The sequence below is a fragment of the Paenibacillus sp. N3/727 genome, from assembly GCF_022637315.1.
In the GTDB taxonomy this organism is placed as follows: domain Bacteria; phylum Bacillota; class Bacilli; order Paenibacillales; family Paenibacillaceae; genus Paenibacillus_AQ; species Paenibacillus_AQ uliginis.
The window spans coordinates 4,827,237-4,842,908 of the sequence record NZ_CP093336.1; the positions used below are offsets into that span (position 1 = coordinate 4,827,237).

General features: G+C 43.5%; 11 protein-coding genes and 1 pseudogene. 6 read left to right on the forward strand and 6 right to left on the reverse strand.

What is annotated here, in order from left to right:
- Positions 1 to 211 precede the first annotated feature (211 nt).
- The 6 genes and pseudogenes from MNQ98_RS22490 to MNQ98_RS22515 form a co-directional block, all read right to left on the reverse strand.
- Positions 212 to 348 (reverse strand): annotated as a pseudogene (locus MNQ98_RS22490) (SDR family oxidoreductase); the annotation flags it as partial.
- A 97-nt stretch (positions 349 to 445) separates the two neighbouring features.
- Positions 446 to 1,294 (reverse strand): alpha/beta fold hydrolase, encoded by an 849-nt coding sequence (locus MNQ98_RS22495; protein WP_241930242.1) that lies wholly within the window; start codon positions 1,292 to 1,294, stop codon positions 446 to 448.
- Positions 1,295 to 1,315: 21 nt separating this feature from the next.
- Positions 1,316 to 2,233, reverse strand: a complete 918-nt coding sequence (locus tag MNQ98_RS22500; protein WP_241930243.1) for a PadR family transcriptional regulator — start codon at positions 2,231 to 2,233, stop codon at positions 1,316 to 1,318.
- Between the two features lie 209 nt (positions 2,234 to 2,442).
- Positions 2,443 to 4,323 (reverse strand): ABC transporter ATP-binding protein, encoded by a 1,881-nt coding sequence (locus MNQ98_RS22505; RefSeq protein WP_241930244.1) that lies wholly within the window; start codon positions 4,321 to 4,323, stop codon positions 2,443 to 2,445.
- Complete coding sequence (locus tag MNQ98_RS22510; RefSeq protein WP_241930245.1) at positions 4,320 to 6,542, reverse strand: ABC transporter ATP-binding protein; 2,223 nt, start codon at positions 6,540 to 6,542, stop codon at positions 4,320 to 4,322. The genes MNQ98_RS22505 and MNQ98_RS22510 overlap by 4 nt, the downstream gene beginning before the upstream one ends.
- 78 nt (positions 6,543 to 6,620) lie before the next feature.
- Positions 6,621 to 7,103 carry a MarR family winged helix-turn-helix transcriptional regulator gene (locus tag MNQ98_RS22515; RefSeq protein ID WP_241930246.1) on the reverse strand — a complete coding sequence of 161 codons (483 nt, stop codon included), beginning with the start codon at positions 7,101 to 7,103 and terminating at the stop codon, positions 6,621 to 6,623.
- Positions 7,104 to 7,864: 761 nt separating this feature from the next.
- Between MNQ98_RS22515 and MNQ98_RS22520 the strand changes: the two genes are divergently transcribed.
- The 6 genes from MNQ98_RS22520 to MNQ98_RS22545 all read left to right on the forward strand — a co-directional run bounded on the left by MNQ98_RS22520 (position 7,865) and on the right by MNQ98_RS22545 (position 15,541).
- Positions 7,865 to 8,821: an ABC transporter permease gene (locus MNQ98_RS22520; protein ID WP_241930247.1), complete on the forward strand. Its 957-nt coding sequence runs from the start codon at positions 7,865 to 7,867 to the stop codon at positions 8,819 to 8,821.
- Between the two features lie 12 nt (positions 8,822 to 8,833).
- Positions 8,834 to 9,763, forward strand: a complete 930-nt coding sequence (locus MNQ98_RS22525) for a carbohydrate ABC transporter permease (RefSeq protein WP_241930248.1) — start codon at positions 8,834 to 8,836, stop codon at positions 9,761 to 9,763.
- Between the two features lie 89 nt (positions 9,764 to 9,852).
- Positions 9,853 to 11,349, forward strand: coding sequence for an ABC transporter substrate-binding protein (locus MNQ98_RS22530; RefSeq protein ID WP_241930249.1), 1,497 nt, complete (start codon positions 9,853 to 9,855; stop codon positions 11,347 to 11,349).
- A 141-nt stretch (positions 11,350 to 11,490) separates the two neighbouring features.
- Positions 11,491 to 13,254, forward strand: a complete 1,764-nt coding sequence (locus tag MNQ98_RS22535) for a sensor histidine kinase (protein WP_241930250.1) — start codon at positions 11,491 to 11,493, stop codon at positions 13,252 to 13,254.
- A complete protein-coding gene (locus MNQ98_RS22540) occupies positions 13,229 to 13,990 on the forward strand; it encodes a response regulator transcription factor (RefSeq protein WP_241930251.1) in 762 nt (253 codons plus the stop codon). Before MNQ98_RS22535 ends, MNQ98_RS22540 begins: the two co-directional genes overlap by 26 nt.
- Before the next feature lie 30 nt (positions 13,991 to 14,020).
- The gene (locus MNQ98_RS22545) at positions 14,021 to 15,541 is read left to right on the forward strand and encodes an ABC transporter substrate-binding protein (RefSeq protein WP_241930252.1); all 1,521 of its coding nucleotides are present in this window, start codon (positions 14,021 to 14,023) and stop codon (positions 15,539 to 15,541) included.
- Positions 15,542 to 15,672: the final 131 nt, after the last annotated feature.

Consider the following 15,672-nt stretch of genomic DNA (forward strand, 5'->3'; position numbering starts at 1 on the left):
CGCATTACAAGTATACTGTTTACTATTGTTTCCTATTACGGACGAACGTAGAGTGAGCCTATCCCGGAAGTCCCACCTTTCAATTTTGTTCATATTTTCCATATCTAGAAATTTCGATACATAGCGTAAAATTCCTTTTGGATTAAAATAAAAAAACACGCCTCAATTGGCGTGTCTACAATTTATGTATGGCGGAGCAGTTTCGATGTTCTTAAACTGCAGTGTACCCTCCATCTACCAGCAAACTTGTTCCAGTTATGAAGGAAGCGTCCTCGTTGGCTAAAAATAAAACGCTTTAGCAACTTCTTCTGATGTCCCTAATCTGCCGATAGGATGCCGTCCTTTTAAATCCTCTTGACGCATAAGCTACTGCTAAGGGGATCCAAGCCCTGATCTCTTCGCTGCCAGCGATGCGCTCTCCCGTATTGATTTGTACAAAGCTTATTTAGTCGGCTAACAGAAAAGGCAAAATACTATGAGTCAAATTAATGAGAACATGGCCATAATCAGGGAGAAGATTGACGTTTGCATCAGGCAACAATCTGGAAAGTCTCTCTACTGACTTTTTTGAATGAAGCATCACATCTTTCTCACCAGCAATTAACATTACAGGCATGGTTAAACGACTCAGTTCACTATCTGTAAAAATGGGCACTGATTCAGTACGAAATTTATAATGACGTGAGATTAATTTTTGATTTTTTAATGCCTCTTCCGGAATAGACTGGTTACCATTTACGAGACGAGTAACCATGTCTCTTCCTTTTTCGCCCAATAACATAAGTGGTATCGCCTTTAACATGAATGAAATTTTCTGAGGACCGATACCAGAAGGAGATATTAACACAATCTTATCAACCTTCGCTGGGTGCTTTACAGCAAAATTAATGATCATCCAAGCTCCCAGAGAAATACCTATAAAAGATGCTTTTTGAAGTTGCAGAGAACGTAGAACATCGTCCATCCATTCGGAATAGGCAGAGCTTTTCAGAGAATACTGCTTTTCTTCACTCTTTCCAGGATCGCCAGGTATATCTACGGCAAATACCCTGTAATTCTTGGAATAGTTAGCAATATCTCCAATCCACATAGACGAGTTTGAACCGGATCCATGTAAAAGAATTAACGGCGGTAATGATTTATCTCCACATGCAACGATGTATGTTTTTCCATAACGCGTATTCATATTCAATTCTTCATAAGGAACGGAGCATTTTGCAAGCAGTTGATTATAACTATTTAGAAAAGCAGCTTTCCCATCTTCTGTTTTGAATAATGATGATTTATCATTCATGATTTAAACTTCCTTGTATTATTATTTCAAAAGCCAACTCTCTGCATCTTCTCTAGTTTCAAAAACTCTAAAATGGTTACTATGATTTGATTCGAGTACCATTTCCTTAAACTTGCCTTTGTTAACCAACTCTTTTGGAATGACAGCTGCAGTTTTCACATGATAATTGATAAATTTTTGAATCATATTTCCTGCTACGCCAGTTCTAAGTTTGAAAAAATCTTCTGATAGAACATGGCTATGCAGCAAAAGAAGATTCGTCTCATTTTCTTTGCATAAAGCAACGAGATCAACAGCATCCTGTTCCGTGCAAAACGGGGTTGGGGTTGATATAAACTCGATATATTTTTGGTTTCCGTTCTCAATAATTTTATAGTTCATTATCATCCGCTCCTCAATCGATTCTTTTTCATAGAGTTCTTTACGAATTCCCTGGACCCAATTCAGTTCATTGTGGTAGAAGGAAAGCAGGTTTTCGGAAATCTTATTCCATAAAAATTCTTCACGTGAGTTTCTATCAGGTGAAATAACTCCGCGTTTAATTTTTTCCTGCTCGAATAAAATATGCATGTTTAACTTGTTTTCATATTGTATCAGCAATTCATTTAATTCCTCGTTACTTAGTTGTTCAGCCCACGCCAATTGAATTAGAAATGTGTTCTTGAACTCAGGAACTTCCGATTCTGAAAGAACCCATTCTCTTAATCTATCAAGTCCTTCATCCGTAATACTATATATTTTTTTTGATGGAGAACTCTCCTGATGTTGAATCTCGTTAGTCACCAGACCTTCACCCAGTAGCTTTACAAGAGATTTGTATATTTGATTGTTGTTACCAGACCAGTACATTGTTGAAGATTCTTCAATAATCTTTTTTAGTTCATACCCTGAAGAAGGCTTCCAACTAAGAAGACCTAGTATTGCATATTTGATAGACATGAATTCACCTCTAATTGTTATCAATAACGTATGTTAATAGTAACCTATGTTACTGTTAATGTAAACATAAAAAATCCAATATCCTGCAGGTTACCGAAGTCAGACGCCGAGCCTCACCAAACGAACCAAAAAAAACACGCCTCAATTGGCGTGTTTAATATTTGTAAAGCTAACAGATCCGCACAGCGGCAGGGGCCTCATTCACTTCATTAACTCGCTTCTTCCTCGCCCTCAGAGAACTGACTGTTGTACAGGCTTTCGTAGAAGCCGCCCTGTGCTAGCAGCTCATCATGCGTACCTTGCTCGATAATATCGCCATCCTTCATCACAAAGATGAGGTCGGCATCACGAATCGTTGACAGACGGTGAGCAATCACGAAGCTCGTGCGCCCCTTCATCAGATTCGCCATCGCTTTCTGAATCAGAACCTCGGTACGGGTATCAACCGAGCTGGTCGCTTCGTCCAAGATCAGAATCTGCGGATTGGACAAGATCGCACGTGCGATCGTTAGCAGTTGCTTCTGACCTTGTGACACATTGCTTGCTTCTTCGTTAAGTACCATGTCATAACCGTCAGGCAGCGTACGGATGAAGTGGTCAACCTGAGCGGCCTTAGCCGCAGCATAGAGCTCTTCATCGGTTGCATCGAGCTTACCGTAGCGGATATTTTCCTTAATGGTATTGTTATACAACCAAGTATCCTGCAGCACCATGCCAAACATCGAGCGCAAGTCTTTGCGAGTGAAGTCACGGATATCGTTGCCATCAATCATGATTGCACCATCTTGAATATCGTAGAAACGCATTAACAGCTTAATGATCGTTGTCTTACCCGCACCTGTAGGTCCAACGATAGCGACCTTCTGTCCAGGTTGAACACTCGCTGTAAAGTTATTAATAACTGTCTTCTCCGGATTGTATCCAAAGTGAACATTTTCAAAGCGAACGGCACCTTGTACATGAGAAGCATCTGCTGGCGTTGTCGTATCTGCAGGCTCTTCTTCTTCGGCCAAGAATTCAAATACGCGTTCAGCAGCCGCAACCGTCTGCTGCAGGACGTTCGAGATATTCGCAACCTGCGCAATGGGCTGCGTAAACTGGCGCATATATTGGATAAAGGCTTGGATATCACCGACAGAGATTCGGCCATTTGCAGCCAAGTATCCACCAAGAATACAGATCGCTACGTACCCAATATTGCCGATAAACATCATAATAGGCATCATCATTCCAGAGAGGAATTGCGATTTCCATGCGGAATTGTACAACTTCTCGTTGTGTTCATCAAACTTCTTAAGCGACTCTTCCTCGCCATTGAACGCCTTCATCACCGTATGGCTACCATACATCTCTTCAATGTGTCCATTGACATGTCCGAGAGACTCTTGTTGTGCAACGAAGTGCTTCTGAGACTTCTTCACTACCAGCATAATGAAGATAAAAGACATCGGCAGAACGCAGAGCGCGACTAACGCCATCTGCCAGCTGATCGTAAACATCATGATCATAATCCCGATAATGCTCGTTACCGAGGTGATGATCTGAGTCAAGCTTTGGTTCAAGCTCTGGCTGATCGCATCAACGTCATTCGTGATATGCGACAATACTTCACCATAATTACGTTTATCAAAGTACTTCAATGGCAGCTTATGAATCTTCTCCGAGATATCGCGTCTCAGATTATAAGTCACCTTCATCGAAACATGAGACATGATATAACCTTGAATGTAAGCAAACAGTGCACTGATGATGTAGAGCACGACTAGGATAAACATAATTTGACTTATATAGCTAAAGTCAATGCCGTTACCTGTACCCGAGATCATATTCATGATACCTTCGAATACTTTGGTTGTCGCTTGACCAAGTATTTTAGGCCCTAATATATTGAATATCGTAGATCCGATAGCAAACAGGATAACGAATGCTACTGCAATCTTATATTGACCCAAGTAACCAATCAGCTTCTTAAAGGTTCCTTTAAAGTCCTTCGCCTTCTCACCAGGCATCATCATCCCCGGTCCACCAGGTCCGCCGCCCATCGGCCCTCTGTTTTTCGGTTTTCTAAACTTGGAGGCTTTCTCACTCATTGCAATTCCTCCTTCGAAAGCTGGGATGAAGCAATCTCCAAGTATGTCGGACAGTTCTGAAGCAGTTCTTCATGCGTACCTATTCCGACGATCTTACCTTCATCCAATACAATAATTTGTTCTGCATGGCGAATCGTACTAACGCGCTGTGCGACGATAAGAACTGTGCTGTCTCCTGTATATTTCTTCAAGGCTTGTCTGAGAGCAATATCGGTCTTATAGTCAAGCGCGGAAAAGCTGTCATCAAAGATATAGATTGGAGGTTTCTTCACAAGTGCACGTGCAATCGATAGACGCTGCTTCTGACCGCCGGACACATTCGCGCCGCCTTCTGATATCTTTTTCTCAAAACCGTCCTCATCCTTGAGAATAAAGTCTGTGGCTTGAGCAATTTCAGCAGCTAGATGCACTTCCTCATCGGAAGCTTCTTTCTTTCCGTAGCGCAGATTGCTCGCAATCGAGCCTGACATCAGCACACCCTTCTGAGGTACATAACCAATCTGGTCGTGAAGATCATGCTGTGTTACATCTTTTACATTAACACCGTTAACAATAATTTCACCTGATGTGACATCATAGAAGCGAGAAATTAAGTTAATCAGCGTGGATTTGCCTGAACCTGTAGAACCAATAAATGCTGTTGTTTCACCAGGCTTGGCTGTGAATGTAATATTAGTCAGCACATCTTCCGGCGCATCCTGATAATGGAAGCTAACATCGCGGAACTCAACAACACCTGTCTTATCGGACTCAAACGGCTTCGTCTGAACAGGATCTTCAATAGAAGGCTCCGTTGACAGCACTTCTACGATACGCTGAGCAGATACCGAAGCACGCGGTACCATAATGAACATCATCGAGATCATTAAGAAGGACATAATGATTTGCATTGCATATTGCATAAAAGCCATCATATCCCCTACTTGCATCGCAGATTCAGCGACCTGATTAGCACCGACCCATACAATCAGTAAGGTAACAAGGTTCATTATGAGCATCATAGCTGGCATCATGAACACCATGACGCGGTTTACGAATAAGTTCGTTTTCGTCAAATCTTGGTTTGCATTGTCAAAACGTTTCTTCTCAAATTCCTGTGTGCTGAATGCACGTACAACAGTAAGTCCACTCAAATTTTCTCTCGCAACGAGATTCAATTTATCAATGAGCTTCTGAATCATCTTGAACTTCGGCATCGCGACATAGAATACAACTCCAATTAGCGCAATCAGTAGGGCAACAGCCAAACCGATAATCCAGGTCATGGAGCTATTCTCCCTCAGCACCATGATGACGCCGCCTACTCCTAAGATCGGAGCGTAGAACAAGATACGGATACCCATGATAATGAGCATCTGAATCTGGGTAATATCGTTTGTCGTACGTGTAATAAGTGATGAAGTCGAGAACTTGTCAAACTCATTATTCGAGAAACTTTCAATCTTGCTGAACACATCGCGACGAAGCTTCTTGGCTACTCCAGCTGCAACTCGTGCAGATAGATATCCGACACCAATCGCAGCAATGGCTCCACCTAAGGCGATAAGAAGCATGATTGATCCTGTCTTCATAATATACATGCTCTGAATCTTGCCTACATCCATTCCCAGTTCGCCATACATTAGCTTAACGAAAGCTGTTCCCGTCTGAACCTGCATGGCAGGATCCATCTGATTAGCAGATGCGATTGCCTCATCCAGCTTCTCGGCAGGAAGCTGCTGGAATACTGGTGTCAATGCGTACAGTTCATTGAAATCAATATTGCTCATATCCATCTCTTTAGCAGGAGCGGCTTGATCACCTGAGGATGCAGCCAACTGCTTCGAGATTTCGATGAAGGTTGAAGCAGCTCTGCCAAAGATTGGATTCAATTCGTCAATGCTACTAATATCCGCATCCTTTAAAAGGTATACATTATGACTTTCTAGCAGAGGATATTTATCGAGATATTTCTCATCTCCTGCGTTGACCAGCGAGTAATGCTGCTCAACAATCGTTTTATCCTGCTCCTTCATTAAGGAGGTCATCAGCGCGAAGCCGTCCTCGCTGATCGCTTCAGGTACAGCACTCTCAATACCGTTCTGCTGAATGCCCGTATTGACGATGTCGGACATGAAATTCGGCAGATTCAGGTCTGACAGCGCCTGTCCGAACAACAGCGCAATGGCTACAATGAGCGACACGGTGAATGGTTTCAAATACTTTGCAAGTTTAACCATGACATGTTCCTTTCCTTTCTAATCGTTAAGTAAAGATCGAGAATGATAATCCGATAAGTTTCTTACAGACTGGCATGATTAGGATTGACGACTCTTGATGTCACCAATAATCTCGTAAAGGCGATTGCATAGGGTGATAAGCTGCTCTGTTTCTTCATGTCCAAGCCGAGTTACAATTTCATCGGTAAAAGATAAGAAGGTTTTTTTGGCTTTTTTTAATGCAGCCTCTCCTTCAACATCGAGCGTTATATACACAACTCGCCGGTCATTTTTAGTAGTGACGCGCTTCACATAACCTTTCTGCTCTAAACCATTAATCATCTGTGAGACTGAAGGCATTGTAATGTGCAATATCTCGCTCAATTCAGATACTTTAATACCTAGCGGAGCATGCTGATCCTGTTCATCGGAGTTATTGCACTGCATTCGACTATTAATAATTTCCATTACATAAAATTCGCGTTGAGGCAAAATGTCATCAAATTGATGCTTAGATGACACACGTTTTATTTTGGCCATAGCCTCAATCAATCGTTTACCTTGACTACGCTCCCGATCCATGTTCTCCCTCCATTCGACATTACCATTCTCGGCTTAATAATTAGACAACCAATTAATTAGATTAACTATTAGTTAGTTTACCTAAATATATATTCAGAGTAAATACGTTTCAGCAATTTTTAGTGATTGTAATTATTTCCTGCTGGTTGCAACCAAAACCTAACCAAGTTCAGATCTAATGGGTGACGGCCTATGATATGGCTCCATCAAACAACAAAAAAACACCGGGAAACCCCGATGTTATGCGGTATTCTTATGGAAAATCAGGTGAATATAGATGCGATAATTTCATGCTTATGTTGCTTATTCATCCATGTTGAGAGCTTTTTTAATTTGCGGGATAGACAATCCGCCTGTTTTCAGTTCTTTAATCAAAAGAATTACTTTGTCAAGAATTAGGTAACTCTCGGTATATATTCCAACAAAGGACGGAAAGGATTCGTCAGTTCGCATCAAAAATTTTAAAAAAAATCCTTAGTGTGACCACAGCCCATCATCGTCATCGTTCGAACATAGAAAAAAGCCACTAAACACTCGGAAATCTTTGTGTTTAGCGGCTTCTTTAGTTATGGAGCCTCCTTGAATTGTAACATTGAGCTTCTGGACCTCGATCTGATTCCGCTTCAAAGAAAAATTCAATAGAATTCTTCGAATCTAACGTTTGTTGACTATAGTATCAAGTTTGTTATCTGGAAGCATCGAATCCTCCTCTTATACAATGAAAATTAACAAGTGAGATAACACCGTAAGGAGTGACAGACATGAGCTCTAAAGCCGAACCAAAGGATAAACGAAAGCGCTTACAGATTCGCTGGCACAAGCAGGATACGGAACTAACCCTCTTGGCATTGCCGACCACGATTTGGTACATCCTGTTTAGTTTCTTACCGATGTTCGGGATCATTATCGCCTTCATAAATTTCAGGATTAGCGGCGGCTTCTTGAGCAATGTGTTCAACAGTCCATGGGTAGGCTTCAAAAACTTCGAGTTCCTATTCAAATCGAATGACGCTTGGATCATTATTCGAAACACCATCGGATACAATATTGTTTTTATCGTACTAGGCATTGTTCTGCCCGTTCTATTCGCTATTATGATCGGACTCCTCCACAACCGCAAAGCAAGTAAAGTCTATCAGACAATGATGTTCCTGCCCTATTTCCTATCTTGGGTTGTCGTTTCTGCCGTAGGCTGGGCGTTCCTAAGCTTCGATAAAGGGATTGTCAATCAAATGCTCGTCAGTATGGGCAGCGATCCTATTAACTGGTATATGGAGCCGAAATATTGGCCGTACTTTCTGATTCTCTTAAATGTCTGGAAAGGCTTGGGCTATGGTATGGTCATTTATCTGGCAACCATCACGAGTATTGACAGCACCTATTATGAAGCAGCTGTTATGGATGGCGCTTCCATTTGGCAGCAGACGAGATTTATTACATTGCCCATGCTCAAGCTAGTTATCGTCATGATGTTCATTTTAGCCGTTGGACGTATATTTTACACCGATTTTGGCTTGTTCTATCAGGTCACGCGAGATTCCAATTCTCTGTTCAACGTGTCTACCACCATCGATGTCATGGTGTATAAACAACTGAAATCCGCCACAGTAGGAATGGCCTCTGCTGCCGCATTCGTGCAGTCTGTTCTGGGGTGTGCTACTATTCTGGTCGCTAACTGGATTGTTCGCAGAATTGATCCGGATAGCGCGATGATGTAAGGAGGCAAGACGATGACACCGAAAACCACTTACGAGACGGGCCTTGAGAAGTTTAACCGTACAAACAAAGTCGTGAACATTTTTTTCAATCTGATTTTTATTATCTTGGCGCTGCTCTGTATCATACCCGTAGTTGTTGTTCTATCCATTTCCTTTTCCAGTGAAGAGTCAATCCGTGAGACAGGATATCATCTGCTGCCGGTTGCTTTGTCAGCCGAGGCTTACGTCTATATTGTCAAGCAAGGAACGATGATTCTGCGAGCGCTCGGCGTATCCGCACTTGTTACCGTGGTTGGTACCGTGCTTGGTGTATTGCTGACCACCTCCATGGGTTATGTACTTTCTCGCCCAACCTACAAGCTGAGGGGCTTTTTGACCTGGGTGGTATTCATCCCCATGGTATTCAATGGAGGTTTGGTATCCAGCTACTTCATTAATACGAATTTATTAGGACTCAAGGATAGCATCTGGGCACTTATTCTACCGCTGGCTGTTTCATCGTTCAACGTGATCATTTGTAAAACCTTCTTCAAAAGTACGATTCCCGATGGGCTGATTGAATCAGCTGAAATTGATGGCGCGAGCCAGCTGCGAATTTTTTTCTCGATCATCCTACCGATCTCTTTGCCGGTCATAGCAACCATCGGACTGTTTCTCTGCTTTGCTTACTGGAATGACTGGTTCCAATCGATGCTGTATATCGACAACCAGAACCTGTATTCTCTGCAAGCGCTGTTAAACAGCCTAATGAGCAATGTGGATGCACTTGCCAAGAATGCCGCAAGCATGGGCGTTAGCTATGCTCTGCTCGTCGCAACGATGCCGAAGGAATCTGCCCGCATGGCTGTAGCCATTCTCATTGTTTTGCCTGTAGCATTCGCTTACCCTTTTTTCCAGAAGTATTTTATATCCGGACTAACGGTCGGCGCTGTCAAAGGATAATGACGAAATAAGCCAAGAAAAGCTTGGTTTATGATAGATCACGCTGTACGACTCTTAGGTGATTTAACTTCAAAAAAGGGGGAAATGGAATGAAGAAATCTTTGAAATTCATCTCTACACTGTGCGTACTGACACTCATGTTGACTGCTTTAGCAGCCTGCGGCGGCTCGAAGCCTGCATCTACAACAGATGGATCTGGGGCGACACCAGACACATCAAAGGACACCGAAACAACAAGCAAGGATATTCCGACGTTGACCTGGTGGACCATCGGCGGCCAAGTACCTAATAATTTCAGCAAAGCGATTGATGCCATGAATGCATACACGGCCGAGAAGATTGGCGTGAAAATTGACATCAAGGTAGCCAGCTGGGGGGAATGGGACACAAAAATGAACACCATCGTGAATACCGGCGAGCCATTCGACATCATGTTCACGAACAGCGGTAAATACAGCAAGCAAGTGGCTATGGGCGCATTTGCCGATATCACGGATCTGGTTCAGAGTGAAACGTCTGACTTGTACAAATTGATTCCTGAAAAGGTATGGGAAGGTACCAAAATCAGCGGCAAATATTATTCCGTTCCGACTTACAAGGATTCAGCACTAACGCAGTACTGGGTACTCGATGATAAGTATGTGCAAAAGTACAATATTGATATCAATAATATCAAGACACTGCAGGATCTTGATAAGCCTCTTCATGACATGAAGGCTGGCGAAGGCAAAAGCTTCTATCCGCTGCCAATGACGCAAAGCGAAGGCTTAAATGGCTTCTTTAACGATTATGACGATTTAACATTGGGCTTCCCTCCCATCGGCGTAAAAGCTGACGATGCATCACGCAAGGTTGTCTCTGTACTCGAGCAGACTGATATCATGGCAAACCTGAAGCTCTTGCATGGGTGGTACCAGGATGGCATCATCAACCCGGATGCTCCAACGAAAACGGAGAACGACAAAGGCAGACCATTCTTTGCAGCCCAGGCATTCCCGGGAGCAGAGGTCAGCTGGCAAATCAATGACGCCATTGAAAAGTATGATATGTTTCAGCATTACGGACCTATTTATACTACCAGTACGATACAAGGCTCACTAAACGCGATTTCGGCGAATTCGAAATATAAGAAGGAAGCATTGAAATACCTCGAATTAGTTAATACGGATCCCAAACTTCGTAATATGCTGGCATTCGGTGAGTTAGGCGTGGACTACAATAATGTCGATGGTGAGAAGGTTATTGAGCGTACATCCGATACTTGGCCGCTGGCTGCTTACACGCAAGGTACATTCTTTAATTTAGCGGTTACGAAAGGCGCTCCTGAAGATCAATGGGAACAGGTTAAAAAGCTGAACGATGCAGCAACCTCTTCTACGGTCCTAGGCTTTGCGCTGGACATCACCGATCTTCAGACCGAAGTGGCGAATTGCCAAGCTGTGTGGGATAAATACAAATATGAACTCATTACAGGTGCATCCGATCCGGAGAAAACGGTGCCGAAGATCACGGCTGAATTAAAGTCGGCCGGCATGGACGCGATTATGCAAGCTGCTCAAGAGCAAATTAACAATTACTTCAAGTAAGTTTGAATTCATACGCATCCCTTAATGAGTCACTCTTAAGGGATGCTTTTTCCTTACTATCTATGACGCTTGGTGTTAATCGTGTTAAATTGAGATATAGCAACGCTTATTTCGGGCGACCTGCTGCAATTGAGGTGTCGTATGGGCTCTTTTTTACAAATCAAAATCTATCGTCACAAGTTTATTGCCTATGTCATCTTCGTCGTGGCCATTGGGCTCACGCTTGGCACGCTGACCTGTGCCATGCTGCTTAATCAATGGGTCGGCAATGCCCGTATAGAGGCGGCTAATGCCTTCTCACGCGTAGAGAATGAGCTGCAGTATGATGCCGACCGGATCGAGGCTTACATGCAGCGTATTTACTCCAATACTGGTCTGATGGATGATGCTCGCAGCTTTTTAAGCAGCAGTGCTGAGGGCTACTTAACCAGCAGGCTGAAGAACAGCCAATTTTCACAGCCGCTGGTTTCCTTTCCGGAGGATGTTAAGACCTATCTGTACAGCTGGGCGCAAGGTGAAATAACGCAGATTAGTTTGCATACCGACCAGTATGGTAATGTTGTTCGTTTTAATGATAACGGAATTGCAAGCTTTGCATTCGGGCTTCCGAATACGGATGATGCCTTTCACGATACCATTATGAAGGGATTCGTATATCGTAAGAAACTGTCAGATCCAACGCTTGGCTCCCAGGAACTCGGAGAGCTGCGCTTCTTGGTCAGCAGTGAGCAAATCTTTAAATCCGTTCAAAGTTTTCGATTGGGTAATGCTGCTGCAGTCAGTGCTTCCGGTGATATATACCTCATCGGTAACGAAGAGGACCAAGACCTGGAGGAACTATCCCGTCTGGCTGCGGCGAATGGACGCAGTCACGGTTTTATTTCGAGAGGTGTTTTGAAACATATCTTTTTCGTTTCCTTTCCATCTACCAAGTTTAATTTCAAATTCGTTAACATCATTGATTTATACATGCTGATTCGTCAGCATGCCGCGATGTTGATCACGATCTTTCTGATCGTATTAGCGGCCATGATTAGTGTCCTTCTTCTCATTGCATACAATATGCGGGATGATGCCCTCTTTCTGCGTCGTATCATTCAATCGATCGGACGTGTGAAAATGGCCAATTTTACACCTAACCGCCCTGCCCGTTACCGTCGAAATGAATACGGCATGATCGCCCGGGAATTGGACGATATGATTCAGCAGTTAGATAAGCATATCCGTAATGAATATTTGCTAAAGATCAAACAGCAGGAAACCGAAATGAAAGCGCTTCAACATCAAATTAACCCTCATTTTTTATACAATACGTTAGAGGTTATCCGCTCCACTGCTCTTGTTAATCAGGACATGGACACCGCTGACGCCATTGCTACGTTAGGGACGCTCTATCGTGAAATTGTCAAACAGGAGAATATCATTTCGATTGCAAGCGAACTGGAATTGCTGCAGAAGTATTTAGAGATTATGGAGTTTAAGTATCCGGAGCGTTTTTATTATCAAGTCAATGTAGAGCCGACGTTACTCTCGATCCCTACCGTAAAATTCTGGATGCAGCCTTTGGCTGAAAATTTTTTCATCCATGGCTTTAACGCTAATCATGAGTTTAATCTGTATGTCGTAAATGGTTGGGAGGCTGAAGACCGTTATGTACTAGAATTCGTGGACAACGGACGCGGTATTCCTGCGGAGCGTTTAAATAGCGTGCGAAGCACACTGTCTAACCATGATGATGCATCTTCCAATAGTATCGGTTTACGAAACGTATACACGCGCCTTCACTTCTTCTATGGAAACAGCCTTTCTATAGAGATTGAGAATAATAAGGAAGCCGGAGTCAAGATTTCTGTACGGATTTCAAAAGAGGTGATTGAACATGTACAAACTGATGATTGTGGATGACGAACCTCAGATTTTAGAGGGAATGAAGCGAATCCTGGATTGGAAACAATACGGATTTGGTCGGATCGAAACCTGCGAATCTACGGAGCAGGCCATGTCCAAAGTGGTAGACCTGCTGCCGGATGTCGCCATATTCGATGTTTGCATTGGCAAGGAACTTGGATATGAAGCGATCCGCAGACTCAACGAACTTCAGATCCCTACAAAATATATTATTATGAGCGGTTATAGTGAATTTAAGTATGCCCAAGAAGCCATTAGCTGTGGTGTCAAAGACTATCTGCTCAAGCCTGTAGAACGTACCAAGCTACAGCAAGTGATTGAGAAGATCATAGTCGAAGATCTGGGCGGTTCGATAGGTAATATGAACGGCGAGAGCTTGAACAAGGATCCGGTATTAGGTGTGAGCTACGACAGCTTATCCAAACTGGTCAACCGTATTCTACTGATGATCAAGACAGAGTACGCTCAGAATATAACCTTAAAATCAGTGGCAGAGCGTTTCCAGATGAACAGCACCTACCTTGGACAATTGTTTCTTAAAGAAACCGCTATGAAGTTTTCAGAATACCTAATGGCTTACCGAATGCTTCTTGCACAAGAACGAATTCAATCAACAGATGAAAAAATTTCCTACATCGCGTTTTCCGTCGGCTATAACAATCTCAATTATTTCTATACGCACTTTCATAGCTTTTTCGGAAAATCTCCTTCTGAACTGCGGGGAAAAGGTTAACAACGAACGCTGCGAAAAAGGAGGATATCGATGTTTAAGCACCCAAGACACAGACGCATCTTAATGATCATCAGTCTTATATTGCTACTCATATCATATACAACCGGCTGCTTCCGGCAGCCTGGTCATAACGACGATAACTATGATGGTGACACGGTAAACCTGATCTATTATACGATAGGAGAGCCAGACAAGGATCTACGGATCGTAAACGATAAAATCAATGAAATCATGGCTCGTAAAATAGGCGTAACGATCACCTATGTCAAGGTAGGTTGGCAGGATTATGAAGATCGGCTGAACACGCTTATATCCGCCGGAAGTCCATTTGACATTGCTTTTGCACCCGATTATGCAACCAGCGCGATGCGCGGCGCATGGCTGAGACTTGATGACTACCTTGTAGGCCTGGGTAAGGAGATGTACGACGCCATTGACCCAACCTTTTGGCAAGGGGTACGTATGTACGATGGCAGCATTTACGGTGTGCCGACCAATAAAGAGTTAGCCGTGCGTGATCAGTGGATGTATCCCGCTTCCATCGTAAATAAGTACAATATCGACATTACCAAGTACAATACACTGGAATCGCTTGAACCGTTGCTCCGGATGATAGGGCAGGAAGAGCCGGCATACATGCCCATGGAATTGGACCGGGATTCGCACAACTTCTTCGCTCTCCATGGATACGAATATATTATGAACCACAAGCTTCCCTTGATGATAAAATCTCTGGACCCGAGCGCCCAGGTGGTGAATATCTTCGAAACACAGGAAGCGCGGCAAGTACTGGATACGTTACGACGTTATTACAAAGAGGGCTTCATTAATGAGGACGCCGCGCTGCGAGAGCCTGGAGGACTTAAACGAGGAGCCAAAGTGTTCTGGAAGTCCTCAGGTGGCGGTCCGCTCTCGGAGACGACTTGGAGTAAGGATCGCGGCTACAAGGTTGTAGCGAATCCCGTAACCCCAAGCACCGTCACCACGGAATCCGTTCGGGGAGGCATCATGACTGTTAATGCCAATACCAAGCATCCCGTAGAGAGTATCAAGTTTCTGAATTTACTCAATACGGACCCTGAAATACGAAACTTATTCAATTATGGGATTGAAGGCGTGAACTACACACTGGATGAACATGGGCAAGTGGTTCTAACTACGGGCAAAGACAGCAATGGCGACCCAATCCCGGATGCACCTGTAAGCAGCTACTCAGGAGTACAATACACACAAGGTAATTGGTTTATCCTGAACACCATGGGCGGCGATAACCCGGAACCCCTCGACAAATGGAATCAATTCCGTAAATACAACACTGGCGTCATCAAGTCTACCGTGCTTGGATTTACTCCTGATCTATCCAAACTAACCGCCCAAACCGATAACATCGAAATGGTCTGGCAGAAATATTATCCAAGCCTCATGACGGGCTCCGTCGATGTTGACACGATCCTCCCCAAGTTTAACGAGGAGCTAAAGCATGCAGGCATGGACGAAGTACGGCAAGAAGTGCAGAAGCAGTTGGATGCTTGGCGGGGCGAAAGGAAGTAAGTGCTAGCAGCTCCGCTTTCCGCGAGCGGAGCGGGTCCAATATTGAAAAGTTGATAATATCAAAAAAAGAGACCCTGAAGCTATTAGCTTCAGGGTCTCTTCACCGATTTTTCCGAATTGTATATCGGTTC

What these genes read in the sequence shown, in the direction of transcription:
- MNQ98_RS22495 (WP_241930242.1), bottom strand. Translation starts at nt 1,294, where the DNA reads ATGAATGATAAATCATCATTATTCAAAACAGAAGATGGGAAAGCTGCT.
- MNQ98_RS22540 (WP_241930251.1), top strand. Translation starts at nt 13,229, where the DNA reads ATGTACAAACTGATGATTGTGGATGACGAACCTCAGATTTTAGAGGGA.
- MNQ98_RS22515 (WP_241930246.1), bottom strand. Translation starts at nt 7,103, where the DNA reads ATGGATCGGGAGCGTAGTCAAGGTAAACGATTGATTGAGGCTATGGCC.
- MNQ98_RS22545 (WP_241930252.1), top strand. Translation starts at nt 14,021, where the DNA reads ATGTTTAAGCACCCAAGACACAGACGCATCTTAATGATCATCAGTCTT.
- MNQ98_RS22535 (WP_241930250.1), top strand. Translation starts at nt 11,491, where the DNA reads ATGGGCTCTTTTTTACAAATCAAAATCTATCGTCACAAGTTTATTGCC.
- MNQ98_RS22505 (WP_241930244.1), bottom strand. Translation starts at nt 4,323, where the DNA reads ATGAGTGAGAAAGCCTCCAAGTTTAGAAAACCGAAAAACAGAGGGCCG.
- MNQ98_RS22525 (WP_241930248.1), top strand. Translation starts at nt 8,834, where the DNA reads ATGACACCGAAAACCACTTACGAGACGGGCCTTGAGAAGTTTAACCGT.
- MNQ98_RS22520 (WP_241930247.1), top strand. Translation starts at nt 7,865, where the DNA reads ATGAGCTCTAAAGCCGAACCAAAGGATAAACGAAAGCGCTTACAGATT.
- MNQ98_RS22500 (WP_241930243.1), bottom strand. Translation starts at nt 2,233, where the DNA reads ATGTCTATCAAATATGCAATACTAGGTCTTCTTAGTTGGAAGCCTTCT.
- MNQ98_RS22530 (WP_241930249.1), top strand. Translation starts at nt 9,853, where the DNA reads ATGAAGAAATCTTTGAAATTCATCTCTACACTGTGCGTACTGACACTC.
- MNQ98_RS22510 (WP_241930245.1), bottom strand. Translation starts at nt 6,542, where the DNA reads ATGGTTAAACTTGCAAAGTATTTGAAACCATTCACCGTGTCGCTCATT.